The organism is Eubacterium callanderi (genome assembly GCF_900142645.1).
GTDB lineage: Bacteria > Bacillota > Clostridia > Eubacteriales > Eubacteriaceae > Eubacterium > Eubacterium callanderi.
Map to the genome: position 1 here is coordinate 86,062 of NZ_FRBP01000011.1, position 26,894 is coordinate 112,955.

General features: G+C 52.6%; 25 protein-coding genes. 21 read left to right on the forward strand and 4 right to left on the reverse strand.

Annotated elements, in window-relative coordinates; all coding sequences use genetic code 11:
* Positions 1-102 precede the first annotated feature (102 nt).
* Both ftsH and BUC22_RS15415 read left to right on the forward strand, forming a co-directional pair.
* On the forward strand, positions 103-1,938 hold the full coding sequence (gene ftsH, locus BUC22_RS15410) for an ATP-dependent zinc metalloprotease FtsH (protein WP_013380903.1): 1,836 nt from the start codon (positions 103-105) through the stop codon (positions 1,936-1,938).
* Between the two features lie 194 nt (positions 1,939-2,132).
* The gene (locus BUC22_RS15415; RefSeq protein ID WP_013380902.1) at positions 2,133-2,360 is read left to right on the forward strand and encodes a hypothetical protein; all 228 of its coding nucleotides are present in this window, start codon (positions 2,133-2,135) and stop codon (positions 2,358-2,360) included.
* A 44-nt stretch (positions 2,361-2,404) separates the two neighbouring features.
* Here the strand turns inward: BUC22_RS15415 and BUC22_RS15420 are convergent, their stop codons facing one another.
* Positions 2,405-3,862 carry a helicase HerA-like domain-containing protein gene (locus BUC22_RS15420; RefSeq protein WP_013380901.1) on the reverse strand — a complete coding sequence of 486 codons (1,458 nt, stop codon included), beginning with the start codon at positions 3,860-3,862 and terminating at the stop codon, positions 2,405-2,407.
* Between the two features lie 119 nt (positions 3,863-3,981).
* Complete coding sequence (locus BUC22_RS15425) at positions 3,982-4,470, reverse strand: GNAT family N-acetyltransferase (protein WP_013380900.1); 489 nt, start codon at positions 4,468-4,470, stop codon at positions 3,982-3,984.
* 131 nt (positions 4,471-4,601) lie between these two features.
* On the opposite strand from BUC22_RS15425, the gene BUC22_RS15430 reads away from it, so the two are divergent.
* The gene (locus BUC22_RS15430; protein ID WP_013380899.1) at positions 4,602-5,183 is read left to right on the forward strand and encodes a sugar O-acetyltransferase; all 582 of its coding nucleotides are present in this window, start codon (positions 4,602-4,604) and stop codon (positions 5,181-5,183) included.
* 44 nt (positions 5,184-5,227) lie between these two features.
* Here the strand turns inward: BUC22_RS15430 and BUC22_RS15435 are convergent, their stop codons facing one another.
* The gene (locus tag BUC22_RS15435) at positions 5,228-6,844 is read right to left on the reverse strand and encodes a putative polysaccharide biosynthesis protein (protein WP_013380898.1); all 1,617 of its coding nucleotides are present in this window, start codon (positions 6,842-6,844) and stop codon (positions 5,228-5,230) included.
* Positions 6,845-6,899: 55 nt separating this feature from the next.
* Complete coding sequence (locus tag BUC22_RS15440) at positions 6,900-8,054, reverse strand: M20 metallopeptidase family protein (protein WP_013380897.1); 1,155 nt, start codon at positions 8,052-8,054, stop codon at positions 6,900-6,902.
* A gap of 127 nt (positions 8,055-8,181) precedes the next feature.
* On the opposite strand from BUC22_RS15440, the gene BUC22_RS15445 reads away from it, so the two are divergent.
* From BUC22_RS15445 to BUC22_RS15530, 18 genes are all read left to right on the forward strand, one after another.
* Positions 8,182-8,904: a lantibiotic protection ABC transporter ATP-binding protein gene (locus tag BUC22_RS15445; protein ID WP_013380896.1), complete on the forward strand. Its 723-nt coding sequence runs from the start codon at positions 8,182-8,184 to the stop codon at positions 8,902-8,904.
* On the forward strand, positions 8,898-9,656 hold the full coding sequence (locus tag BUC22_RS15450) for a lantibiotic immunity ABC transporter MutE/EpiE family permease subunit (protein WP_013380895.1): 759 nt from the start codon (positions 8,898-8,900) through the stop codon (positions 9,654-9,656). Before BUC22_RS15445 ends, BUC22_RS15450 begins: the two co-directional genes overlap by 7 nt.
* Positions 9,657-10,427, forward strand: coding sequence for a lantibiotic immunity ABC transporter MutG family permease subunit (locus BUC22_RS15455; protein WP_013380894.1), 771 nt, complete (start codon positions 9,657-9,659; stop codon positions 10,425-10,427).
* 71 nt (positions 10,428-10,498) lie between these two features.
* Entirely contained in the window at positions 10,499-11,158 is a 660-nt protein-coding gene (locus BUC22_RS15460) for a response regulator transcription factor (protein WP_013380893.1), read from the forward strand.
* Entirely contained in the window at positions 11,149-12,537 is a 1,389-nt protein-coding gene (locus BUC22_RS15465; RefSeq protein ID WP_013380892.1) for a sensor histidine kinase, read from the forward strand. The genes BUC22_RS15460 and BUC22_RS15465 overlap by 10 nt, the downstream gene beginning before the upstream one ends.
* A 290-nt stretch (positions 12,538-12,827) precedes the next feature.
* Positions 12,828-13,523 (forward strand): response regulator transcription factor, encoded by a 696-nt coding sequence (locus tag BUC22_RS15470; protein WP_013380891.1) that lies wholly within the window; start codon positions 12,828-12,830, stop codon positions 13,521-13,523.
* The gene (locus tag BUC22_RS15475) at positions 13,507-15,027 is read left to right on the forward strand and encodes a sensor histidine kinase (protein ID WP_227162876.1); all 1,521 of its coding nucleotides are present in this window, start codon (positions 13,507-13,509) and stop codon (positions 15,025-15,027) included. The genes BUC22_RS15470 and BUC22_RS15475 overlap by 17 nt, the downstream gene beginning before the upstream one ends.
* A gap of 985 nt (positions 15,028-16,012) precedes the next feature.
* The gene (locus tag BUC22_RS15480; RefSeq protein ID WP_013380888.1) at positions 16,013-16,312 is read left to right on the forward strand and encodes a helix-turn-helix domain-containing protein; all 300 of its coding nucleotides are present in this window, start codon (positions 16,013-16,015) and stop codon (positions 16,310-16,312) included.
* Positions 16,313-16,412: 100 nt separating this feature from the next.
* Positions 16,413-16,913 (forward strand): HD domain-containing protein, encoded by a 501-nt coding sequence (locus tag BUC22_RS15485; protein ID WP_013380887.1) that lies wholly within the window; start codon positions 16,413-16,415, stop codon positions 16,911-16,913.
* A 198-nt stretch (positions 16,914-17,111) separates the two neighbouring features.
* Positions 17,112-17,870 (forward strand): class I SAM-dependent methyltransferase, encoded by a 759-nt coding sequence (locus tag BUC22_RS15490; protein ID WP_013380886.1) that lies wholly within the window; start codon positions 17,112-17,114, stop codon positions 17,868-17,870.
* A gap of 110 nt (positions 17,871-17,980) precedes the next feature.
* On the forward strand, positions 17,981-19,585 hold the full coding sequence (gene nikA, locus BUC22_RS15495; protein WP_013380885.1) for a nickel ABC transporter substrate-binding protein: 1,605 nt from the start codon (positions 17,981-17,983) through the stop codon (positions 19,583-19,585).
* 172 nt (positions 19,586-19,757) lie between these two features.
* Positions 19,758-20,687, forward strand: a complete 930-nt coding sequence (gene opp1B / locus BUC22_RS15500) for a nickel/cobalt ABC transporter permease (RefSeq protein WP_013380884.1) — start codon at positions 19,758-19,760, stop codon at positions 20,685-20,687.
* A gap of 1 nt (position 20,688) precedes the next feature.
* Entirely contained in the window at positions 20,689-21,573 is an 885-nt protein-coding gene (gene opp1C / locus BUC22_RS15505; protein WP_013380883.1) for a nickel/cobalt ABC transporter permease, read from the forward strand.
* Positions 21,570-22,418, forward strand: a complete 849-nt coding sequence (locus BUC22_RS15510; RefSeq protein WP_013380882.1) for an ABC transporter ATP-binding protein — start codon at positions 21,570-21,572, stop codon at positions 22,416-22,418. Before opp1C ends, BUC22_RS15510 begins: the two co-directional genes overlap by 4 nt.
* Positions 22,396-23,163 carry an ABC transporter ATP-binding protein gene (locus tag BUC22_RS15515; RefSeq protein ID WP_013380881.1) on the forward strand — a complete coding sequence of 256 codons (768 nt, stop codon included), beginning with the start codon at positions 22,396-22,398 and terminating at the stop codon, positions 23,161-23,163. Before BUC22_RS15510 ends, BUC22_RS15515 begins: the two co-directional genes overlap by 23 nt.
* Positions 23,164-23,255: 92 nt before the next feature.
* On the forward strand, positions 23,256-24,224 hold the full coding sequence (locus BUC22_RS15520; protein WP_013380880.1) for a serine O-acetyltransferase: 969 nt from the start codon (positions 23,256-23,258) through the stop codon (positions 24,222-24,224).
* Between the two features lie 150 nt (positions 24,225-24,374).
* Positions 24,375-25,517 carry a YcjF family protein gene (locus tag BUC22_RS15525; RefSeq protein WP_013380879.1) on the forward strand — a complete coding sequence of 381 codons (1,143 nt, stop codon included), beginning with the start codon at positions 24,375-24,377 and terminating at the stop codon, positions 25,515-25,517.
* Positions 25,501-26,625 (forward strand): GTPase family protein, encoded by a 1,125-nt coding sequence (locus tag BUC22_RS15530; RefSeq protein ID WP_013380878.1) that lies wholly within the window; start codon positions 25,501-25,503, stop codon positions 26,623-26,625. The genes BUC22_RS15525 and BUC22_RS15530 overlap by 17 nt, the downstream gene beginning before the upstream one ends.
* Positions 26,626-26,894 lie beyond the last annotated feature (269 nt).

Genomic DNA, 26,894 nt, shown 5'->3' on the forward strand with positions numbered 1-26,894 from the left:
TATTGAAAGAAGTGGTTTCCTTTATTATAATACAACCAACGTACAAAAATCAACATTTGTTTAATTTTAGTGGAGTGTTCAAAAAAAATCGAAGGAGAAAAAATGGAACAGAAAAACCCCCACAGGAAACCCCTTATATTTTATTATCTGATCGGACTGGTGATCATCATGCTTCTTAACGCGCTGGTATTCCCATCGCTGATGAAGGAACAGGTAACCGAGGTTGATTACGGAACCTTTTTATCAGCCATCGACAGTGGAACCATCGATGCGGTTGAAATAAATAACGATGAAATTGTGTATAAGACAAAGGACGGCAGCGGTAAGGAGACGATTTACAGCACCGGTAAAATGGATGATCCGGACCTGGTCAACCGTTTGTCTGCCGCCAAGGGCAGCAATGACCAGGGCAAAATTTCCTTTACCCAGATTGCACAGCAGAGGACATCCCCCATTATCAGCTTCCTGCTCACCTGGATTCTTCCCTTCCTGCTGATCTTTGGAATCGGGCAGCTCATGGGCAACAGGCTTCAGAAGAAAATGGGCGGCAATGCCATGACCTTTGGCAAGAGCAACGCTAAAATATACGTCGAGGCGGAAACGGGCAAAACCTTTAAGGATGTGGCCGGCCAGGATGAGGCCAAGGAGGCCCTGACAGAGATTGTCGATTTTCTGCACAATCCTAAAAAATATGCCGACATCGGCGCAAACCTGCCAAAGGGCGCTCTGCTTGTGGGCCCTCCGGGAACCGGTAAAACCCTTCTGGCAAGGGCCGTCGCGGGTGAGGCTAAGGTCCCGTTTTTCTCGATCTCGGGCTCTGAATTTGTGGAAATGTTTGTTGGTATGGGCGCGGCCAAGGTTCGTGACCTGTTTAAGCAGGCCACCGATAAGGCGCCGTGTATTGTCTTTATTGACGAGATTGACACCATTGGCAAGAAGCGTGACAGCAAGGGCTTTACCGGGAACGACGAGCGTGAGCAGACCCTTAACCAGCTGCTGTCGGAGATGGATGGCTTTGACGGAAAAAAAGGGGTTGTTATCCTGGCAGCGACCAACCGTCCGGAAACCCTTGACCAGGCGCTGCTGCGCCCGGGCCGTTTCGACCGGCGTATCCCGGTTGAGCTGCCCGATCTCAATGGCCGTGAAGCGATTCTGAAGGTTCATTCTCAGGATGTCAAGATGGATGGGAACATTGACTATAATGCCATTGCCCGGGCCACTGCCGGAGCCTCCGGCGCGGATCTGGCCAATATCATCAACGAGGCGGCATTACGTGCAGTGCGCTGCGGCCGCAATAAGGTTAAGCAGAACGACCTTGAGGAAAGTGTTGAGGTCGTTATTGCAGGCTACCAGCGCAAGAATGCGGCCATATCCCCCAAGGAAAAGGAAATCGTGGCTTACCATGAGGTGGGGCACGCCCTGGTGGCGGCAAAGCAGACCGATTCGGCGCCGGTACACAAGATTACCATTATTCCGCGTACCTCCGGAGCCCTGGGCTACACCATGCAGGTGGATGAGGGTGAGCACAACCTGATGAGCCGGGATGAGATCTACAATAAGATTACGACCTTTACAGGCGGCAGGGCCGCTGAGGAAATTATCTTTAATTCGGTGACTTCTGGCGCGTCCAATGACATTGAGCAGGCTACGCGTCTGGCGAGGGCTATGGTTACCCGCTTTGGTATGAGTAAGGATTTTGGAATGGTGGCCCTGGAAACAGTGGACAATCCATATCTCGGCGGCGACACCTCGCTGGCCTGCTCTGCCGAGACTGCGGCCCGGGTAGACCGGGAGGTCATGGATATTATCGGCAGCGCCCATGAGAAGGCCATTGGTATCCTAAAGGATAATCAGGAAAAGCTCCACGAGCTGGCCCGTTATCTGCTCGAAAAAGAAACCATCACAGGAGAGGAATTTATGGAGATTCTGAACCGTTAAGGCAAAAAAAGGATGACCGTCCGAAACGGGCGGTCGTCCTTTTGTCATTTTTTGAAATAGTAAAAGGGCTTCTGTCGATGCTTGTGAGATTTTACCGAAAAGACCTCTTTAATACGGTTATTGTAATCGAAGATTATGCGGTATTGTGATATAGTAGAATAAAGAAGAATAATTAAATTTTCAGGAGGAATCAGATGAGTATTCAGGAAAAATTCAGCGATGCGATGGAACGTATTAAGTCAGACCCGGATCTGGCCAATGAGTTTAAGGAAGATCCCGTTAAAACAGCCGAATCCGTTTTGGGCGTGGATCTGCCGGATGAACAGATTGCAGGCTTTATCAATCATATCAAGGATAATGTGGATCTGGGTGAAATCAAAAGCCCGTCAGACCTTTTTAACTCTATTAAGCATTTATTCTAAACTAAAAAACCAACGGCGTACAGCACCGTTGGTTTTGTTTTTTATCAGCGTTTAAGGACGTCGAAGAGCCCGCGTACCAGGCTTTTTCCAACCTCGCGTCCAATGGTGGACAGCGCGCTGTCTGCAGCCTTTTCAAAAGAGGACTTCTGGTGTCTGGGCGCGGCTTCTTTGGCCGGCTTCTTTTCTGCCTCGGCCGGAGCGGCTTCCTGGGCTGCGGCTTCGGCCTGCTGCTGGAGATCCTCATAGGCGGATTCGCGGTCGATGGTGTCCCTGTATTTGGCGTTAAAGGGGCTCTGCTCGATCAGGGCGTTCCGGCTATCTGGGGCGGCGGGACCCATGTGGCTCTGCGGCGGAAGGATAAAGCAGCGCTCAACCACCGTAGGGCGGCCCTCCTCATCCAGGCAGGATATCAGGGCTTCGCCGGTGCCCAGGTCGGTGATGGCCTCATCGGTTTTAAAAGCCGGGTTGGGGCGGAAGGTTTCGGCCGCGGTTTTGATGGCTTTTTGTTCGGAGGGGGAGTAGGCCCGGAGCGCGTGCTGGATGCGGTTGCCAAGCTGTGAGAGGATGCTGTCCGGCATGTCTGTGGGGCTTTGTGAGATGAAGTAGATGCCAACACCCTTTGAGCGGATCAGCCGCACGACCTGTTCGATTTTTTCGAGGAGTACCTTGGGCGCGCCGTTGAAAAGCAGATGGGCTTCGTCAAAGAAAAAGACCATCTTGGGTGCATCCAGGTCGCCTGCTTCGGGTAGCACCTCAAAGAGGTCGGACATGAGCCAGAGCAGGAAGGTGGAGTAGAGGGCAGGGGTCTGGATGAGCTCGACGCAGTCCAGAATATTGATGGTACCCAGGCCGTTTTCGTCGGTTTGAATCCAGTCCATGATGTCTAAAGCGGGCTCGCCGAAAAACTGGTCGGCGCCCTGGTCTTCCAGGGACAGGATGGCGCGCAGAATGGCGCCGACGCTCTGGGAGGAGATGTTGCCGTATTCCATTTTCAGGTCTTTGGCGTTGTTGCCCACATACTGGAGCATGGCCTTGAGGTCCTTAATGTCAATGAGCAGCAGGTTTTTCGCGTCGGCTACCCTGAACACAATGTTCAGGATGCCAGACTGGGTATCGTTGAGGTTGAGGAGACGCGAGAGCAGCAGAGGCCCCATCTGAGAAATGGTGGTGCGGATGGGGTGCCCCTGCTTGCCGAGCAGGTCCCAGAAACGAACCGGGTACGGCTTATAACCGAATTGATCCCCCAGACCGAATTTTTCAATGCGCTTTTGCATATCCTCACTGTCGGTTCCGGGCTCGCAGGTGCCGGAGAGGTCTCCCTTTACGTCTGCCAGAAAGACCGGGACACCAAGATCGCTGAATGATTCGGCTAACACCTTCAGGGTAATGGTTTTGCCAGTACCGGTGGCTCCGGCCACCAGGCCGTGCCGGTTGGCCATTTTGGGCAGGAGATAAACAGGCTGTTCACCTTTTGCAATCCAGATTTTATTGTCAGTATACATGTGCTTTCCTCCATAAATAATCTATCTTAATTATACTAGAGGCAGAAAGTACAGCGGTGTTGAAAATGGTAAAAACAGGACGAATTTGGAAAAAATAAAAAACAGCCCCCGTGGGACTGTTAAAAGGCCAGAAGCATATCATACCAGACAGCGCCGCCGTGAGTCGAGGCCGAAACGCCAAGATTCTGATACCCGAAGCTTTCGTAAAACGAGATCAGCCTTTCCTTACAGGTCAGGATCAGGCCCTCTCTTCCGGAATCCATGGCTTTATGAATTAAATAGGTCATTAAGATGGTCGCAATGCCCTTGTGCTGCCAGTCGGGCAGGACGTCCAGGCCAAAAATGCTCTGGTAACGGCCATCAGGGTGGTGGCGGGAGCTGTCCTCGAAAAGGATGTCTGAAATGGTTTCGTCATCGGTGACGCAGCCGTTAATCATGCCGACGATCTGTCCCTCGACCTCCGCAACAAAAAAGCTTTCGGGAAAGGTTTTGATGCGTTGTTCAAAGGCGGCGGAATCCGCTGCTTCGGCAGCCGGAAAACAGGCCGCTTCCAGGGCAGCGATTGAGGGCAGATCCTCAGGCCTGGCTTGCCGGATACGTATGTTCATACAAAATTTACCTCACTTAATCAATGCTGAGATAAGTATACACCTTTGTCATTCAGAGAGCAAGGGGCTAGGCCAAAGTAGATTTATTTGTTATAATTTATCATAACAAATAAAGATATGGTGAGGAAATGATGACCGAAAAAGAAAAAATGCTGGCCGGGCAGCTCTACTGTGCCGAGACACCGGAGCTGACTGCGGAGCGGATGAAAGCCCATGAGCTCTGCCGCCTTTTTAATTTAACCACAGAATACGAGCCGCTGCACCGCCAGATGCTCATCGGGCAGCTCTTTGGACAACTTGGCAAAAACCCCATGGTTCAGCCGAGCTTTAAGTGTGATTACGGTTATAACATCACCGCCGGAGATAACCTGTACGTCAATTTTGACGCTGTTTTCCTGGATGTCTGCCCGATTACCATTGGGGATAACTGCTTTATGGCGCCCCGCGTCTGTATTTTTACGGCCTGGCATCCAGTGGTCAGTGAAGAACGCAATACGCTTCAGGAGGGCGGCAGCCCTGTGACCATCGGGGACAACGTGTGGATCGGCGGCAATACCACCATCAACCCGGGAGTAACCATTGGCAGCAATGTCGTGATTGGTTCTGGCTCTGTGGTGACAAGGGATATACCGGATAATGTGGTGGCAGCCGGCAACCCGGCGAGGGTGCTCCGTGAGATAACAGATGCGGACAGAATGATGGCAGAACGCTAAAAAAAGCGCGCTCCTGTATGGAACGCGCTTTTTTAATGCCTGCATTACGACGCTTTTGGCGACAGCTTTTGTATTTTTTTGACCAGGGGCAGTAAAAACCGTTTGCCCGGCAGCAGCTCCAGCTCATCCTCGCTGAGGATACCGAAGAAAATGATCAAAAAGAAGTAGATGACCGCAGCCACAACAATGGCGGCAAGGACCGAAATCGTATTGCCGGTACGGGGCAGCAGAAAATTGTAGCAGCCAAGAGCCGACATGCCCATGATGGCCGAGGCGATAAAAGGTTTGATCATGGTGTTTATATAGCTCAGGCGAACGTGGGTGTAGCGGCGGATAAACAGAAAATTGACGATCATTAAAAAGATAAAGGTCAGCATTGTGCTCAGGACAACCCCGTAGATATTGAGCGCGGGGATAGCCATGAACACATAGCTGCAGCCAATGCGCACCACAGAGGCTCCTAACAGCGCAATGAGCGGGATGATAAAGCGGTCAATGGACTGCAAAATACTCTGGAAGGTATTGGACAGCATGATAAAAATGGTCGCGAAGGCATAGACCTCCATGATGGCTGCGCCGTGCTCGGAGCCGGGGAAGATCAGCGTGAAGATACCGTCTGAGAGCACAGACAGGCCGATACAGCAGGGCAGGGCCACCAGCACAACCAGCCGGATAGCGGTATTGATGCGCTCGTTGATCCCGGCCTGATCTTTGAGGGCAAAGGATTCCGAGATGGCGGGGATCATGGCCGCAGCGAAGGTGGCGCTGATGCTCAAAGGGATGTTGACAAAGGTATCGGCATAGGAGAAGTCCCCCATGAGGGCTGTGGCTGTGTAGGAATCGAACCCGGCAAGCGCCAGCCGGTCAACATACATCATGGCGTCGACAAAGGAGAAAAAGGTAATCATGGCAGAGGTCAGGGTAACCGGAACAGCGATGAGCACCAGGCGTTTCAAAATCCTTTTGCGGGACAGGGGAGTCTTGCGGCTGGTTTTGAGCAGCAGTGTTTTGTGCTTTCGGGTAAAATAAAAATGCCAGACGATTAAAAGCAGGCAGGCCGCCAGACTGCTGATGGTGGTTCCCAAATAAGCACCGCCAACGCCAAGGCTGACGTTTTGCAGCATGACCACACAGTACCAGCATAAAAAGACGCCCAGCACAATGCGGACAACCTGCTCGATTACCTGGGAGATGGCCGTGGGCAGCATATTCTGAAAACCCTGAAAGTAGCCCCGGTAGACAGAACAGACCGCCACGATCAGCGGGGAGAAGGCAATGCCCTGAATGGCATAGATACTTTCAGACGGCCAGTTGGTCACCCCGATGAGCCAGCTGGCCCCAAAAAACAGGAAAAGGCTGGAAAGCCCGCCCAGGACAAAGAGGGTGAGCAGGGAGACCTTGAAAACATTGGTGACAGCCCTGAAGTCTCCGATGGCCACATTTTCTGAAATCATTTTGGATACAGCCACCGGAAAGCCGACGGTGGATACCATCAGCAGGAGGCTGTAAATACTGAAGACATTTGAGAAAATGCCATTGCCGTAGCTGCCCACCAGGTTGCTGATGGGAATACGGAAAAGGATGCCGATCAGTCTTACAAAGATACCGGCAGCGGCGAGAATGGCCGCGCCCTTAACCCAGCTTTTTTCTGTTTTACGCATATATTATATTCTCCTTGGTTAGTGTGTGTCACGACCGTACGAAACGGACGGTCGTCTAAAGTGAGAGAAGCATTCTGTAGAGCATTTCCAGTGCCGGGCCGAAGATGCCCTCGTTAAAGTCAAACTTGGGGTGGTGGATAGGATAATTGGGCGCAGTGTCCTGGGCGGCAAAGAAGACAATGCGCAGGCCTGGGATATCCTTAAAATACCAGCCTGCATTGTCGCCGACCAGAAAAGGTGAACCGGAGAGGACACAGCGGCCGCCAAAGACCGCTCTGCCCGCGTCACAGCCCTTTTGGATAAGGCGGGGATCGTTGATGACAGCAGGCGTCCTGTGGGACAGGCTGACGCGGATCTGGGTGCCGGTGCGCTTTTCGGTGTTTTCAGCCATACGCCGGATGGATGAGAACAGGAGATCGAAGTCTGATTCTGTAAAAGCGCGCAGGGTCCCCTCCATGGCGCAGGTGTCAGGAATAACGTTGGATTTGACGCCGCCGCTGATGGTTCCAAAGCCGATAATGAAAGGTTTCTGAGTGACGGCTGTGGCGTTGAGCCCCTCAATAGCGCATAACAATGAGGCAGCCGCGCTGACCGCGCTGTTGCCCAGAGAGGACTCGGCCCAGTGGCCTGAGGAGCCAGTAACCTCGATTTTGAGACCCGCGACCGTGGCCGTGGAGGCCTCCCGCTGTATTTCCATGCCAAAGGGCTCAGAATTGGCGAAATGAAAGATGATGAGCTGATCAGGCTTTGGCGATTCCAGCGCCCCGCCGTCAATCAGCAGTCTGGCGCCGCGGCCGGTTTCCTCGGCTGGCTCAAAAAGAAAACGGATATTGGTGGACAGCGCGTCCCTGTGCGCGCTTAAAAGCCGGGCCAGCCCCAGGGTAAGGGCAGTGATCCCGTCATGGCCGCAGGCGTGGGATACGCCCGGCGTCCGGGAGGCGTAAGGCACTGCTTTTTCATCGGCAATGGGCAGCGCGTCGATTTCGGCCCGGATGGCAGTGGTGGGGTAATCTGGATTGACGATGAGGTCAGCGACCACACCGGTGGGCGCGACACGGCGGTGAGGGATGGACAGGGCGTCCAGGTGGGCCTCGATGCAGTCCGCGGTCTGGTATTCCTCAAGGCTCAGCTCAGGATTCTGGTGGAGCTGCCGCCTCAGCAGGATGATTTCCGGCAGCAGCGCGTGGATTTCAGTTTTAATTTGAGTCATTAAAATCCTCCGATGATGGGTTAAAAAGATGTTTTTTCAATTATACCATAAAATTTTCAAAATCCTTATAAAATCCTGAAAATTGCCTTATATACTAGAGCCATCAAAAGAAGTAAGGAGCGATAACATGACTGAATATTTGTTGGAAACACGGGCTCTGAGCAAGAGCTTTAAGAAAACAGAGGCTGTCAAAAAACTAAACCTCAGGGTAAGAAAAAATACGATTTACGGCCTTCTGGGCCCCAATGGGGCGGGCAAGTCCACCACGCTTAAGATGATGACCGGTATGCTGCGCCCCACCGCTGGAGAGATCATTTTTAACGGGCACAGCTGGTCCAGAAAGGATCTTGAAAACATGGGTGTCCTGATCGAATGGCCGCCCCTTTACGACAATCTGACGGCTGAGGAGAACCTGAAGGTCCGCACAACCCTGCTGGGGCTTCCTGAGAAGCGGATCGGGCAGGTGCTGAAACTTGTTGACCTCAAGAACACAGGCAGCAAGCGCGCCGGGCAGTTTTCCATGGGGATGAAACAGCGGCTGGGGATTGCCCTGGCGCTGCTGGGAAACCCGAAGCTGTTGATTCTGGATGAGCCGACCAATGGTCTGGACCCCATCGGAATCCAGGAGCTGCGTGAGCTGATCCGTTCCTTTCCAAAGCATGGGATCACGGTGATACTGTCGAGCCATATCCTTTCAGAGGTTGAGCTCATGGCTGATGATATCGGCATTATCAGCGACGGCGTGCTGGGCTACCAGTCAAAAATTCATAAAGGTGAGAACCTGGAGGCTCTGTTTATGCAGGTCGTTAAAAACAGCCGCGCGCAGGAGGGGGGAGACATATCATGCTAAATCTGATGAAGGCAGAAAATTTGAAATTCAAACGCACTTTCAGCCGCAAGCTGATTTTTCTGGGGCCCCTGGGGCTCATACTTCTGAGTTTTACCTTTGGTTTTGGCTACTATCAGATCAATGCCTTTAACTGGTGGTATACGCTGATCTACCCGGGTTGTATCGCACTGTTCGCGGCGCTCTCCAACCAGAAGGACGGGAATAAAAAGCTTAAATACCAGAACCTGTACACCGTACCTGTCGATCTCAGGGCTTCCTGGCTGGCTAAAATGGGCGTCGCCGCTTTTTATGCTCTGATGTCCTGCGGCGTGGTGCTTCTGGGGATTATTCTGGGCACAGGCATCAAAGGTTTTGTCTGGCAGGGGACAACCCTGCCGCTTTCAGACACTATTTTACCCATGATATTGGGGATGGCGGTGGTCTTTCTGACCAGTGTGTGGGAAATTCCCCTTTGCTTTATACTCGCTAAAAAGCTTGGCTTTTTGGGGGCAGTGCTGCTCAATGTCGGTGTGGGGACCGTCGGCGGTGTCCTGCTGGCGGAGCAGGGCTTTTGGTTTATGATGCCATACTCCTGGACCTCCAGGGCGATGTGTCCGGTACTGGGCATCAGGCCGAATAACCTGCTGGTGGAGCCCGGAAGTCCTCTGCTTGACATGAGCGTGGTCCCAGTGGCGGTCGTGCTGTCTCTGGCGCTGTGCGCAGCCCTGACACTTCTCTGCGTGCGCTGGTTCAGCAAAAAGGAGGCTGCATAAATGAAAAGCTTTTTCAGGTCTCTAAAGGCCGAAACCCTTAAAATAAAACACACGCCCCTGTTGTGGCTGCACCTGATCATCCCCCTTGTGGGGGTAGGCCTGTTTCTTTTTTACAGCGCCCTGTCGGCATGGAGCACTGAGGTTTTGGTGACCTTCTATTTCGAGGCGCTGGCCCTGGCTTTTCCGATGCTTATCGGGATTGTCTGCGGCATGGCCGCCTCCCAGGAGGAGCAGGCCGGTGGTTTCCAGAACATGCTCGGCGTGCTGCCGTGCAGGCTGGTGCCGTTTTTGAGCAAGTTTGCCTTCCTCGCTGTTCTGGGACTTGGCGCGCTGGTGGCGTCTGTCGGCCTTTACGGAGCAGGCTTTGCCCTGCTGCCGGGCCAGCAGGCTGTGCTGGCACTGCTCTATCTGAAGCTGGCAGGCGCTCTGTTTGCTTCCAATTTATTTTTATATTTACTCCACCTCTGGATCAGCCTTCGCTTTGGCAAAGGCGCGTCGATTTCTGTGGGGGTTGCCGGTTCGCTGGTAGCGGCACTGATGCTGACAGGTCTCGGGGAAGGAATCTGGTATTTTATTCCCTGGGGCTGGGGCGTGCGCTTCTGCGACATGGCGGTTATAAAAGCCCTGACAGCCCCGGCGGTGGAAGGAATCGCGTTTATCCAGAACGAAACCACCTTGGGCTGGCGGGCTGCCGGCTGCGCCACATTGTTTCTTTTTGTGCTCTGCCTGCTCTGGTTTAAGCGTTGGGAGGGGAGAAGCGCCAGCGAATAATTAATCCTTGTGCGCCGGGGCACAAAAGGCTATACTGGTGGTAGAAATATGGAAAAAACAGGAGGGATACCATGGCAAGAATATTGGCAGTCGATGATGAAAAAGGCATTTTAAATCTGGTGAAGCGTGTGCTGGAAAAGGATGGTCATCAGGTGAGAACCCTGTCGGACCCGGCGGCGCTTTCCATGAACGGACTGGAAGCCTTTGATCTCATCCTTTTGGATGTGATGATGCCTGGAACCGATGGCTTTACCCTCTGCCGGAAGATTCGGGAAAATGTGGACTGCCCCATCCTTTTTCTGACAGCCAAAACCATGGAAAAGGATATTATGTACGGTCTGGGGATCGGCGGTGATGATTACATCACAAAGCCCTTTGGCAACGGCGAGCTGAGGGCCAGGGTGGCAGCCCATCTGCGGCGTGAAAAGCGTGAGAAGCGAAGCGTACTGAGCCTGGACGGCATAAGGTTTAACCTCGGCGCCCATGAGATGATAATCGGAGAGCAGAAGGTATCTCTGACCAAAAGCGAGTATGCCATCTGTGAATTTCTGGCCAGAAGCCATGGCCAGGTCTTTTCCAAGGAGCAGATTTACGAGGCGGTGTACGGCTATGAGGGCGAGGGAGACAGCTCTGCCATCGCGGAGCATGTCAAAAATATCCGGGCAAAGCTGAGTGTTTATGGCTGTGCCCCCATCGAGACCGTCTGGGGGATTGGGTATAAATGGCAATGAGAGAGCACCCTAAAAAGATCAGCCGGATTATTCTGACCTATGCCTGTCTGCTCGTCTTATCCTTTGTGGTGTTTTTTGTGCTGGCGGCCGGCGCTTTTGCCGAGATTATCACATCGGATCAGTTCGTCCCGGCCAATACTGTGGAGAACGCGATCAGGGATCAGAAGGAGGCCATCCAGGCCGCAGAGCCTTTTGATGCGTCACTTGTCCCGGAGGGGAGCCGATATGCGCTAATTGGCCACGATGGTCAGGTGCTTGATACCGATATGGATCAGAAAATGCTGGCAGAGGCCCGGGAGTATGCCCAGAGAGGCCAGAACCTCTTTGGCGATCGGTTTTATTACCAGATTCCCCGAAATGATGGGGTTTGTGTCCTTCAGTACTATATCAAGGCCTCCTATAAGGACGAGGCCCTAAACCAGAAGCTTCCCTCCCCGGAGTGGCTGATGAATGCGGTTATCATCACAGCGGCGGCGCTCTATATTCTGGTGGTTTTTTTAGGTACCAGAGCATTCAGCAAACGCCTGAAGAACGAGCTGGCCCCGCTTATGGAGGCCACAAATGCCATTCGGAATCAGGATCTGGAATACAGGGCCGGCCCATCTGGTATATGGGAGTTTAACCAGGTGCTTAGCTCCATGGATGATATGCGCCTTGCCCTGAAGGAATCCCTTCAGAAACAGTGGCGTGAGGAGCAGGAAAAGCAAGAGCAGATCAGTGCCCTGGCCCATGATATCAAGACGCCGCTGACCATTATAAAAGGAAACAGCGAGCTGCTCACAGAGGACAACCTGAATGGGGAGCAGGCCGAGTGTGTCCGCTATATCCACGATAACGCAGAGGTCATTGAGGAGTACACACGCCTTTTGATGGAGGTGTCACAGGACAGGGCAGCCTGGAACCTGAACCCAGAGGCCATTCCGGCCATGGCCTTTATGGAGCAGATAAAAAAACAGGCCGAGGGCTACACTGCCGGGAGGCAGATTCGCCTGTGCTTTGACACTGAGCGCCTGCCGGAAGCCTTTACCGGCGACAGCGGACTGCTGAACCGGGCGGTGATGAACATCATCGCCAACGGCGCCGACTATACACCAGAGGGCGGCACTCTCAGCCTCAAGGCCGAGGGAAACGGCAGTGTGATCTCCATAACCATCACAGACGGCGGGCCAGGGTTCAGCGCAGACGCGCTCAAAAACGCAGCCCGTAAATTTTACATGGGCGACAAAAGCAGGAGCGCCCAAAAACACTATGGTATGGGGCTTTACATTACAGACAGCATTATCAGGCAGCATGGCGGCAGCCTGTGCCTGGAAAATGATCCCCGGACAGGGCATGGCCGGGTGGTGATCGAATTGGAAGGTACAGGCGAAGTCGAGTGAGAGGCAGTTTTAATGGAGAATGCAGAATGGAGAATGGAGAATTACAGGAACAAAATGCTTTCGCATTTTGAGTTGAACAGCGGCCACAGGCCGCTGCCCTAATCGCTTTTTCGCAGAAAAAGGGTTCCTGAATTTTCCATTTTCCATTCTCAATTTTCAATTTAACACGCCTCTCTTTAACGCTTTATTGCTTTATGTCAATATTCATCAAACCTCTTTTAATTTCGTCATCCTTTTGTCATACTTCTGGGGTATAATAGGCGTAAGGAAATTTATGCGAGGTAAAAAATATGGAAAAAATGCTGATCGCGGATGATAACAGGCAGATCACAGCAGTGCTCACTGCCTACGCGCGCAAGGAGGGCTTTGAGCCTGTTGTCGCCTATGACGGTGAGGAAGCCCTCGCCGCCTACAGGCGGGAAGCTCCGGCGGTTATTCTGCTGGATGTGATGATGCCAAAGCTTGACGGCTTTGAGGTTTGCAGACAAATACGCGAGGAATCAGCCGTTCCGATCATCATGATAACAGCCCGGGGCGAGGACTTTGAGAAGATCATGGGGCTGGACATCGGGGCGGATGACTATATTGTCAAGCCCTTTTCCGGCGGAGAGGTTATGGCGCGGGTGCGGGCCATTTTACGGCGACTGTCCCGGGACGGCGGGGCCAGACTCCAGTTTTTCAGCTACAGGGGCCTGACCATTGACCTGGACACCTATACGACGACTGTGGACGGTGAAGCGATACCACTGACTAAAAAGGAGACAGAGCTGCTCTGGACCCTTGCCGCCAACCGGCAGAAGGTCTTTTCCCGGGATAACCTGCTGGACGCTGTCTGGGGTTATGACTATTACGGTGATAACCGCACCGTCGATTCCCATATCCGGCGACTGCGGGCCAAGCTGGACAAGCGGGACCACCCCGGGTGGAGCATCGCGACGATCTGGGGTGTGGGTTACCGTTTCGAGGTGAATGATGAGGAAGTGTAGCATTGCTTTTAAGCTGGGGCTCTATTTCTCACTGGCCCTTCTGGCCTTTGCGCTGGTGGCAGGCTCGGTGTTTTTTCTGCTGTTTAAAAAGCAGAATATCACTCTGACCCAGAAGCAGCTGGAGGACCGGGCCGCGGCCATAGCGAATACCTTTGGCACCTTTATATCCGCCGAGGGCAGCGGAGGTGGGAAGCATGGCGAGGGAAACCGCGGCAGCGGGACAGGAAGCGGGGGCGGTAATGGGCTGGGCTACGCAGCCTACATCCGTTTTCTGGATGATATTGCCATGGCAGATGTGTGGGTCGTGGACTCCGACCACAACCTGGTAACCCCCACCACCCACGAAGGCCATCAGGCCCCGGCATCTACCTATAACTACGCCGATCTGCCGGCCGACGCCGAAACCGTGGTGGATCAGGCCTTTGGCGGGCAGGTCACTGCGAGCGAGGGTTTCTCGGGCCTGTTAAATACCCCAACGCTGACAGTGGGTGCGCCGGTCCGGGACAGCTCGGGCAATATACAGGCCGTGGTGCTGCTCCACTCGCCGGTGGAGGGCATTGAAAGCGCGGCCAACGAGGGCTTTAGAACCCTGGCCATCAGCCTGTGTGTGGCGCTGGTGATCGGGATTGGATTTGCGGTGCTGCTGGCCCGCAGCTTTACAAAGCCTATGAAAGAAATGCAGGTAATGGCCGGGCGGCTGGCCGGGGGCGACTATACCGCCGCCAGCCATATTGAGCGCCAGGATGAGATCGGGCAGCTGGCCGGTTCGCTGGATACCCTGAGCCATCAGCTCAAGCTTTCCAGCGAGGAGCATGAGCGGTTCCAGAAAATGCAGCAGACCTTTTTCTCAAATATCTCCCATGAGCTTAAGACCCCGGTGACCGTGCTCTGCGGCTCCTTAGAGGCTCTGGCCGGCGGCGTGGTGACAGACCCGGATCAGGTGGCCGCCTATCATCAGGAAATGTACGCGGAAAGTCTGGCCCTTAAACGGCTGGTCAATGACCTGCTGGACCTGTCCAGACTTCAGAATGCCGAGTTTCGGCTGAACCTGGAGCGGGTGAATCTCTGTGATATCATCAGTGAGGTGCGGCGCAGTGCCCAGAATATGGCAAAGGAAAAGGAACTGACTGTCACCACAGAGATGGATACAGGCCTTTACTTTATGCAGGGTGATTACCTGCGGCTGAGACAGCTGCTGATGATCGCCATGAGCAACGCCATCAAATTTTCACCAGGGGGCGGGCAGATTGAAATGCGCCTGTCTGAGAATATCCTCACCATCTCAGACCACGGCTGCGGCATCAGCGCGGAGGAGCAGAAGCATATTTTTGAGCGCTTTTATAAAACCCTGTCCGAGGAAAATGCCGAGGGAACCGGTCTGGGGCTGCCCATCGCCAAAGAGATTGCCGAGCGCCACGGCATTGGCCTGACGGTCACAAGCGAGGAAGGCCAGGGCACAACCGTGACCCTGGAGCTGCCCGGCAGAGAGACTGCGACCGTATGAAACGGACGGTCGTGAAAAAGTGCAGCTAAAACCCGTCGAAGGATATTCCAGTGATGCGACGCAATCAGGGTACTCTTACCTCACAGTTTCGGCGGTCTGCGAAAAATGTACAACCTTCTTTCTCAATGAGACCGCAGGCTCAGTTCGGTAAAGTACCCTGCTCGCGCCACGGGGGAGAATATCCTTCGGCTCCTCTGCAAATGGTGGTTTTGTGGTGCAGCGCCTAAGAGCTGGAGAGCAATATAAATTTTATCAAGTTTAACAGAGCTGTATATCAGCTTGTCAATTCTTTGAGGAAGTAATGGATTTTCTACCTGTCCCGCCGCAGAGCGCGGCACTTTACTGAACTGAGCCTATGGTCCCATGACCAAACAATTTGGTACAGAGTTGCGCAGACCATCGAAGCTGTGAGGTAAGAGTACCGCGATTTGGGGCATCCAGAAAATCCATTGCTGGTTCTTCGCTGCGCCGCAGCCTCTACTTCGTCACGGCCGTCCGTTTCGTACGTTCGTGAATGAAATACAGGTCGGGAGGGGTGGAAAGGATTAGCCTGCCAGGATAAATTTCTTTAGAGAATAAGAGAAATGACTGCGGCGTGGCCCAAATAGCAGAAACGGTGAGGGATGAACTGAAAATTCTTAAGAAAAGCTTTGATGTATTCTAAAAAAGTGCTGGCTGGAGGCTTCCAACCGGCACTTTTTATATTTATTATTAGGCGGAAGCGAGTAAATGGTGTGGAGCAGTTTTGGATACCAAGAGAGAAGTGCTTCCGCCTGATTTCACTGTGGGCAGAGAAAGGAACTGCCTCATAGATAGTGAACTTTATTGTTCATCAATTGACATTAACTAATTTTCTTCATAATACCTTTAATGATGATACTAATAATAACACTCATCGGGTAAAAAGTCAACTCAGGGTATATTAGTTTATTATTAGAATACAAGCAAATGGTATTGTTATTAAAAACGCGATGGAGAAAAGCAAATGGTATATTTCGGATCAAAGCTCAGACAACTCAGACAGGAAAAAGGATATACGCAGCAGCAGCTGGCAGATAAGCTGGGGATTACCAAGGGGAGTGTTTCGGCCTATGAGACCTCTGCAAAGTATCCGTCGGTCGATGTGCTGCGAAAAATAGCCGTGACTTTAAATACTTCGACCGATTTTCTTTTGGGCTTGTCCGATGAGCGCGTTTTTAATCTTGACTTTTTAACAGATGATCAGATTCATATCATTAACAGCCTGATCGCAGAATTCAATCATTTAAACAATAAAAACAATTAGGGGTAAGGCGATGGCTTTGCCTCTTTTAAATTGAAAAGGGCTTTACGGGCAATAGTAATTTTATGCAAAAAAGGATATAATGTTAAAAAGGAGGCGCACTATGTTTCAGATTACCGATTCACGTTTAAAGGATGCTTTGGACTTTGCTTCAGATAAACACGCGGGCCAGCTGCGCTGGGGCGGTATCCCGTTTATCACCCACCCTGTGGCGGTGGCAGCTTATCTACAGGAGCGGGGCTACAATGATAATACGTTACTCACGGCTCTTTTTCATGACCTGCTGGAGGATACGGACACCACCCAGGAAGAGATTTTAAAGCGCAGTGACAGGGAGGTGCTGGACGCTGTGATCCTGCTGACCAAGCCCAAGCCTTATGACATGGCAGACTACCTTGGCGGGATTGACCGCAACGCCATGGCAAAGGATGTAAAGTGTGCGGACAGGATTCATAACCTGAGAACAACCGCGGATTCGAGCCAGGCCTTTCGCAAAAAGTACTACGACGAGAGTGTGCGCTGGTATGTTCCTTTTTTTAAAGATACTTGCTTTGAGGCTGACTTTCTGGAAGCGCTGGGACATCTGGAAAGAATGCTTAAATAGCGTCCATTTTTTTAAAGTAAAAATCTAAAAATCCATTGACAACGACCGTCAAATATGAGAAAATATTCACAAGTTAATACCTGTATATACAAAGTCATGAAGGCTTATTTTGCGGTTTGCAGACCGCTTTGGTTCTTCGTGGCTTTATTTTTTGTAATGAACAAGCAGTGTGATAATAATTAAAAGGGGACGTTAAAAATGGAGAATATTTTAGAGAGAGTCGAGAATTATTGGGAAGGCCGGGCAGACGGCTATTCTGAGGTAAACGAGGCTGAGCTGAACAGCTATAAAATGGATGTATGGAGAGACCTGATCAACAGCTATAAGCCAGACGTGATTGGCAGAAAACTGAAGGTGCTGGACATCGGCACCGGCCCGGGATTTTTTGCGATCACCATGGCCTCCTGCGGCTATGATGTTACCGCTGTGGATTACACCGACGCCATGCTGTATAAAGCTAAAAAGAACGCCGGCATTTATAAGAGCGCCATTGATTTCAGACGCATGGACGCCCACACGCTGGATTTTGAAGATAACACCTTTGATCTGATCGTAACCCGAAACCTGACCTGGAACCTGGAAAGACCAGATGAAGCCTATGGAGAGTGGCACCGCGTGCTGGCGCCAGGCGGCAGAATGTTAAATTTTGACGCGAACTGGTATCTGCATCTCTATGATGAGGACAAGCGCCGGGAATACTTTGAGGACCGCAATAACTCTCAGGCCCAGGGCTACAACGACCACTATGTATGCACAGACACCACTGCCATGGAAGAGATTGCCAGAAATTTACCGCTGAGCCGTACCATGCGCCCACAGTGGGACGCTGCGGTTCTGTTGAACATCGGCTTTAAAAAAGTTATGATCGAACAGGATATGGGAGACCGTGTCTGGGATGATGAGGAACAGGTAAACTATGCCTCTACCCCCATGTTCATGATCGCAGCGACCAAGTAAGGCCGCGCATAATATCAAATTGTTATGGATACGCCTTTACCATTTTACAGAGTCTGTGAAGTGGCAGAGGCGTGTTTGTTTAAAACACTGAAACCCATAAGGAGAAGAAAATGAAGCTTAAAAAAATCGCGGCGCTGTTCGTGGCAGCAGTCATGTGCACCGGCCTTCTGGCTGGCTGCGGCAGCACAGGCGGCACAGATGTGTCCGGGAAGGATGAGATCAACTACGCCTGCACCAAGGATATAAGGGACATCAACCCACACCTGTACTCAGGGGAGATGTCTGCCCAGAACATGGTGTTTGAAGGGCTGACAAAGAATGAAGGCGGCGAGGTAAAGCCTGCCCTGGCAGAAAGCTGGGATATCTCGGATGACGGGCTTACGTATACCTTTCATTTAAGAAAGGGCGTGACCTTTACGGACGGCGAGCCCTTTAACGCCCAGGCGGTCAAACAGAATTTTGATGCCATTATCAGCAACAAGGAGCGCCATGCCTGGCTGGATATGGTCAACGAAATCGCAGATACCGTGGTTGTGGACGACAACACCTTCAAGCTGGTGCTGGCTCATCCCTATTACCCGACACTGGTCGAGCTGGGCCTGACACGGCCCTTCCGTTTCATCTCTCCCAAATGCTTTGTGGATGGGAATACCAAGGACGGCGTCAGCGGTTATGCCGGAACTGGTCCGTGGGTTCTCGCAGAGCATGAGGATAACCAGTACGCCACCTTTACCCGCAACGATCACTACTGGGGTGACAAGGCCAAGGTATCCAAGATTAACTGGAAGGTAATGCCCGATCCTCAGACCATTCTGCTGGCCCTGCAAAACGGCGAGGTCGACCTGCTTTTCGGTGCCGACGGCGACCAGATTGATCTGGATTCCTTTAAAAAGCTGGAATCAGAGGGCGCATATGTGACCTACCTCAGTGAACCGGTAGCCTCGAGAGCGATTCTGATGAACAGCAAGGCGCCGGTCACCAGTGATCTGAAGGTGCGTGAGGCTTTTGAGATGGCCATTAACAAGCAGAACATCATCGAGGGCATCTTAAATGGCTCTGAGGACCAGGCCGATACACTGATGGCGAAGACCGTCCCTTACTGTGACATTGATCTAAAAACCTATTCCTACGACCCGGACAAAGCCGGAAAGCTTCTGGACGAGGCGGGATGGGCCATGGACTCAGACGGGGTGCGTGAGAAGGACGGCAAAAAATGCGAGGTGACCTTTTCCTACAATTCTCAGAATGCCCAGGAGGGAACCATCGCAGAATCCATCCAGGCTGATCTGGCAGCTGTCGGGATTAAGATGAATATTCTGGCAGAGGAAAAGCAGGCCTTTTTAGACCGCCAGAAGTCCGGCGATTTTGATCTCCAGTACTCCCTGTCCTGGGGAACACCATACGATCCCCAGTCCTATGTCTCCTCCTGGAGAATTCCGGCACACGGCGATTACCAGGCGCAGACGGGTCTTGAGAGGAAGCAGTGGCTTGACGATACCATCACTAAGATTATGATCGAGGCAGATGACAATGCCCGGGCGGGTATGTACAAAGAAATACTGACCTACATCAATGACCAGTGTGTCTATGTGCCCATCTCCTACTCCAAGACTAAGGCTGTTGGGATTAAGGGCCTGCAGGGGGTAACGTTCAACGATTCTCAGTACGAGATTCCCTTTGAGAAGATGTACTTTGAAGCTGAGTCCAATTCCTGAAGAGGAATTGGCAGCGAACAGGGAGCGTTAGCGGGTGAGCGGTAACGAAGCAAACGCAGATGATGAAGAAATATCCTGAAAGGATAAGAAATTTCTGAAGAATCTGTGCTCCTTTGGAAAATTGAAAAATTTCCCCTTCGGATCAAGATTACAATTCTAAAAAAGGTTTCCAATGAAAAACTACATTATCAAAAGAATCCTCTGGATGATCCCGATTCTTATCGGGATCTCCTTCTTTGCATTTATCCTCATTAACTTAAGCCCCAGTGACCCTGCCGAGGTGGCGCTTCGGGTCAATGAGGTGGTGCCAACGGAACAGAATATCGCGGATATGCGGGAAAAACTTGGCCTGGATGAGCCTTTTTTGACCCGCTATTTCCATTGGGTGGGGAATGCCCTTCAGGGTGACTTTGGCAACAGCTATGCGAATAACAAGCCTGTGGGCGCTGAGATCGCAAAGGCACTGCCGCCAACACTGTACCTGGCCTTTGTCTCCCTGGTCATCATACTGGTGGTCTCGGTAGGGGCCGGGGTGCTCTGCGCCCTTTACAGAGACAGTATCGGTGACCGGATGATCCGGGGGGTGATCTTTATCGGTACAGCCATGCCGGCCTTTTGGGCAGGTATCCTGCTCATGTGGCTCTTTGCCGTTAAGCTCAGACTGCTGCCTACCAGCGGTATGACCGCGCCGGGCTCGGTCATCCTGCCGGCAGTGACCCTGTCGCTTGGGTATATTGCCACCTATGCGAGGCTGCTGCGCAATAATATGATTAAAAACCAGGGTGGGAATTATGTGCTCTACCTGCGGGCCCGGGGCCTCAGCCAGGGCACCATCACCCGCCATGTGCTCAGGAACTCCCTGCACACTGCGCTCACGGCGCTGGGCATGTCCATCCCCAAGCTGATCGCGGGCACAGTGGTCATTGAGAACATTTTTGCCTGGCCGGGCATGGGCAGGCTCTGCGTGACCGCCATTTTCAACCGGGACTTCCCGGTGATTCAGGCCTATGTGCTGATCATGGCAGTGCTTTTTGTCCTCAGCAATTTTGCTGTGGATATGATTACCACGCTCATGGACCCGCGAATGCGGCAGGAGGTATAATATGACCGGATTTTTCAAACGCTTTAAGGCCGACCGGCTGGCTGTTGCCAGCGCCCTGTTCCTGCTGCTGGTTATTCTGGCCGCAGCCTTGGCCCCGGTCATTGCGCCTTATGACCCGACAGCTCAGAATATCATCATGAAATTTCAGGGGCCGTCCCTGGCACACTGGTTCGGAACCGACCAGCTGGGCCGGGATACCCTCTCGCGTATCTTGTACGGCGGCCGGATTACCGTGCTTTTATCCATTGTCACCATGCTGTGCACCATTGGCATTGGGCTGGTGCTGGGTGTGATCGCAGGCTATTTCAGAGGGCTTGTGGACGAGGTGGTCATGCGTGTCTGCGACGTGATGCTGTCCTTTCCCAGCGAGGTGATGATCCTGGCCATTGTGGGGGTTCTGGGCACAGGTATCTTTAACATTGTCATTGCCACCATCATTGCCAAGTGGGCCTGGTATGTGCGCATGATCCGGGGCATTGTGATCCGCTTTATGGATAAAAATGACATCCGGTTTGCCCGGGTGGCAGGGTGCAGCACGGGTTATATTATCAGAAAGCATCTGATTAAGGGTGCCTTCGGCGAGATCGTCGTGCTGGCAACGCTGGATACCGGGGCCATTATCTTAAACATATCCGCCCTGTCCTTTCTGGGCCTTGGGGTTCAGCCGCCCACCGCGGAATGGGGCATGATGCTGAACGAGGCCAAAAATGTCATGACCACCAATCCCGGCCAGATGCTGGCGCCAGGGATCGCCATTTTTCTGGTGGTGGCAGCCTTTAACTTTTTAGGCGACGGCATTGAGGAGGCCATGAATCCAAAGCTGGATAAAGGCTTTAAGCGTAAGCGCAGATCCATTTTCGCGCGCAAAAAGGCGGTGGTGTCATGAGTGATCTGCTGCGGGTAAAGGATCTGAGTGTCACCGATGTGCGTAACGGAGAGGTCATTGTGAACAAGCTGAGCTTTGCGCTGAGAGAGAACAGCTGCCTTGGCATTGTGGGCGAGAGCGGCAGTGGCAAATCCATGACTGCGAAGGCAGTGCTGAACCTTTTAAACCCCTGGCTTAAAACCACCGGATCCGCCCTGTTTACGCAAAACGGCTGTGAGACAGAGCTCATCGGGCTGGAGGAGAGCCGGCTGAGACACATCCGGGGACAGGCGGTCTGTATGATCCTCCAGGACGCCATGACTGCCTTTGATCCCCTGGCGCGTGTGGGCAGCCAGATGGCCGAGACCTTTGTGCAGAATCTGGAAATGGATAAAAAGGCCGCGAAGGCCATGGCGCCTGAGGTGCTGGCCGCGTTAAATATCCGGGAACCGGAGCAGGTGGTCAGGAAGTACCCGCACCAGTTATCCGGCGGTATGCTTCAGCGCTGTATGATCGCCATCGCCCTGGCCATGAAGCCAGCCATCATTATTGCCGATGAGCCGACCACAGCCCTGGATGCTGTGAACCAGCGGCAGGTGGTGGAGGCCTTTGAGCTGCTGCGGCAGGAGACCGGCACAGCCCTCATCTTTATCTCCCACGATTTGGGCGTGGTCCAGCGCCTGTGTGACGATCTGTTTGTCATGGAAAAGGGCTGCGGCGTGGAGGCTGGAAGGGCAGAGGAAGTGTTCAGGAACCCTCGGAACGCCTACACCCGGTATCTGATCGACACCCGGCTCATGATCACGGATTCCTTTAAAAAAGCCATGAAAAAGGAGGCGCGCTATGAAGAACCTGGTAGAAATTAAAGAGGTGCACAAGAGCTATCTGAAGGTGGGCGAGGGCTTTAGCGGCGGCCGCCTCAAGGTGCTGGAGGGTGTGAGCTTTAACATCGAGGAGGGCCTGTGCGTGGGCCTGATCGGGGAGAGCGGCAGCGGCAAGAGCACGCTCTCCCGCCTGATACTGGGGCTCGAAAAGGCCGATAAAGGCAGCGGCGGCATTTTTATCGAGGGTAAGCCCGTTAAGACATGGCTTGCGCAGAACCGGGGCAAAATGAGCGTTGTCTTCCAGGACTATACCTCCTCGGTCAATGCGCAGTTTACTGTGCGAGAGGCCATTGCGGAGCCGCTGCTGGCCCTTGGTATCCGGCCGGAGGGGCATCAGATTGACACTTTACTTAAAAAAGTAGGCCTGCCCGCGGCCTTTAAAGACCGCTATCCTCACGAGCTGTCCGGCGGCCAGCTCCAGCGGGTGTGCATCGCCCGGGCCATTGCCACGAACCCGCGCTTCATCGTTCTGGACGAGGCCATCAGCTCACTGGACGTGTCGGTTCAGGCCCAGATCATGACCCTGCTGCACGCGCTGCGTGTTGAGATGAACATGACCTATCTGTTTGTGGCCCATGATCTGCAGGCAGTTGCCCACCTTTGTAATAAAATTGTCTTCCTATATAAAGGGCGCATTGTGGAGGAACGCATGAGCGGCGAGCTGGCCCAGGTACAGAACCCCTATGCCAGAAAACTGCTGGAATCCGTAATCCCCTTTGAAGTATAGGGAAATAGAAGGGGATTTTAACCGGCCAGCCATTGACGTTTTCATACAAAAGCGGTACAATATTAATCACATATTTAATTGATAGAACAAGTATGAAATCAGGAAAGCAGGAAGAACCAGTGAGCAGAGAATTTAATCAATGTATTACGCCGCTGACACAGGAAATGGTGGAGAGCTATCATGAGGATGACGCCTACACCACCTATACCTCCACAGCGCTGCCAAACAGAAACGAAATCATTGGCATTTTATGTGATATAAGAGAGCTGTTTTACCCAAGGCATTACGGCAGCCGGGAGCTCTTTAACTGTACCATCCAATACTATATCGGGGATATCTTAATGCGGATTGAGGAAAAACTGCACAAGCAGATCCGCCTCTGTCTCATGCGCAAGTATGAAAATTCTGAAAAATACCAGGTGCAGGCCGTGGCCGACGAGGCCGCGCAGATCAGCTGCGCCTTTATGAAGACCCTGCCAAAGATAAGAATCCACATGGCCCAGGACGTGCAGGCCGCCTATGACGGCGACCCCGCGGCAGCGGATAAGGATCAGATTATCTTCTCCTATCCCGGCGTGTTTGCCATGATGGTCTTCCGTGTCGCCCATGAGCTCTATCAGCTGGGCGTGCCGATTATACCGAGAATGATGACCGAATACGCCCACAGCCGCACCGGCATTGACATCAACCCGGGCGCCACCATCGGAAAATACTTTTTTATGGACCACGGCACCGGTATTGTCATCGGCGAGACCACCATTATCGGTGATTATGTCAAGCTGTACCAGGGCGTTACCCTGGGGGCTCTCTCAACCCGCGGCGGCCAGAATCTGCGCGGGCATAAGCGCCACCCAACCATTGAGGACAATGTGACCATCTATTCCAATGTGTCTATCCTGGGCGGCGAGACCGTCATCGGGCATGATTCCATCATCGGCGGGAACTGCTTTATCACTCAGTCTGTCCCGGCAGGCTCAAAGGTCAGCGTGAAAAACCCAGAGCTCCAGGTGGAGGGCGGCGAGCCCCAGGAGGTTGAGGAAAACTTTGACTGGGCAAATTAAGAGAAATTCAATGGAAAATTGAAAATGATAGCATTTGTTTACACTCTGAAACGGTGGATCGCTGATCCATCGTTTTTTTGTGGTAGAAGAACAAAGAATAAAAGGGTATAATGAAGCTATAGGATCAACCATCAGAAAAGAGGCGGAACCATGAGCGACATTAAAGTAAAAAATTTTGATTTTCAGAGAGAGCTGGAAAAGGTGGCGGCCGGCATCCGCAAGCCCAATATCCTGATCTGCGGGGCCACCGGAGCGGGTAAAAGCTCGGTGGTCAACTGGGTTTTTGGCAAAAATGTGGCCACCACCGGCACAGGAAGACCGCTGACCAGAGGTATTACCGAATACAGCAGTAAGGACATCAGCGTCAATCTTTTTGACACCGAGGGCTACGAGATCGGCGAGGAAAAAATCTCCGCCTATCGGGACAATGTGGAAAAATGGATTGGGGAACGCCGGGAGGGCGCCCTGGCCGGGCAGATCCACGAGGCCTGGTACTGTATCTCCGCTGCCAATAAACGGGTGACCGATATGGATCTCTCTGTGGTGCAGACCCTGCAGGAAAAAAATATCCCTACCGCCGTAGTGCTGACCCAGCTGGACTGCGTTGATTATGACGAATACCAGGAGCTGCTGAGGGCTGTCTCCGAAGGCTGCGGCGCCCCCTGCTTTGCCACCAGCGCACACGCGGACAGAGCCGTACAGGAGGCGCTGGCGCCCTATGTGCAGTGGGACGCCCTGGTCGACTGGGCCGAGGCTGTGCTGGACGACTCTTTAAAGGAAGGCTTCATCGGCTCACTGGCCGGCTATGTGCAGAAAAAGCAGGCACTGGTCACAAAAAAGATCATCCCCATTTATACCACCGCGGCGGCAGGTGTGGCCGCGACCCCCATTCCGTTTTCAGACGCGGTGCTTTTAGAACCCATACAGGTATCCATGGCCATGCATATTTTAAGAACCTATGGGCTGGATAAAATCTCCGAGGATCTCATCTCCTTTGTGGGCAGCCTGGTGGTGACCCAGGCAGGGCGCATGCTGGCCCAGAGCCTGACCGCTGGGGTGCTCAAGATGATCCCCGGCGTGGGTACCGCGGCTGGCATTGCCGTGAACACCGTTGTTGCCTCCACCTTTACCGCCGCCATCGGCGCGGGTTTGTCCCAGAGCTGCGCCAACTACTCAAAAGCCGTGTTTGAGGGCAGCAAGCCTCAGTCCTATTCGGAATTCTTTGACAGCGCCATCCTTTCCGGCTTTGTGGAAAGCTGGCTGAAGGAGCATAAAAATGGAAAAGACACTTGACGCCAATGTGCTCATCCTCGGTAAAACAGGGTCCGGGAAGACCTCCCTGTTCAACTATATTTTTGGCAGAAACGTCTACGCTACCGGAGCGGGGCGGCCCGTTACTGGCATGGGCATCTACGAGGAGGCTGTGACCCTGTCCCCGGACTTTACCCTGCACCTGTACGATTCCTGGGGTCTGGAGGCTGATAAGGCCAGAGACTGGAAGCAGCTCATAAACGATACCCTTAAAGCCCATGATGTGGCAGAGATCACCGAGTGGTTTCATACCATCATTTACTGCATTTCGGCCAAAGCCGCCCGGGTAGAGGACTTCGACCTCGAGATCATCGATAGCCTCCGCCAGGGCGGCAACCAGGTCATCGTAGCCCTGACCCACGCCGATGTGGCCGGAGATCCGGATAACCTCATGACCATGCTCCAGACCATCGCCCAGAGCGGCCATGTGCCCGAGGAGGATATCCTCCCAGTCAACAGCCAGTCCAAAACCCTGCTCACTGGGAAAAAGACCCAGGCCTATGGCCGGGAAGCCATCATCAGCCGGATCAAGGCCGGCCTGCTGAGCGCCATCAGCCAGAAGATCCCCCATATTTTTGAGGAAGAGGGCAGAGAGATCATCGAGACCTGGTATACCCGCTGCTGCTACCGTATTGATACCGACCTCAGAAAGCCCGGCGGTATCAGCGCCCGCAAGGAGAAGGAACGAAACCGCCTCTTTACCGCCTACGCCGAGGAAGCGCAGAGCGATATCGAACAGTCCTACGATACCCTGATCTCCGAAGCCTACCGCTATTACTGGAAGTTTTGCGGCCACCTCGAGCAAAATCCTGTTGGCTTTGTTAAAAGACCCAGAAAACCTCTGGAAGCCCTGAGAATGAGGCTGCACCTCACCGATGCCCTCCAGGCCGCAGGGGAAAATATCGGCCAGTTTTTTGAAGGCCTCTTTAAAAAAGAAAAAAGAACCGCAAAACATGATGCCTTCGCCCAGTTCTACAGAAAAGGCCTGGCCAAATACAGGGAACAGCTGTACCAGATGCTAAAGGAAAATACGAGTAAAATGAAAACCGAACTGCGCGAGTATCATCAAATTGTGCAGAGCCCAGAATAGAGAGTCTGAATGACGACCGTACGTTTCGTACGGTCGTCAGAGATGGGTGACATACCCAAATTATTAGAAAATAACCATTATAAATCGAATTTAAATAAATTTTTTTAATTATTTCAAAATTTTACGTGCAATTCATAGGAGCAAATGTTATAATAGGTTTCGATATTGAAAAAGCCGATGTTTTGTAAGAAAAAGAAGAGCGAGAGGGCTCTGATTTTTTTAGATGTTGGATTTAGATGAGTTTTAATATAAAACGTAAAAGGAAAGAA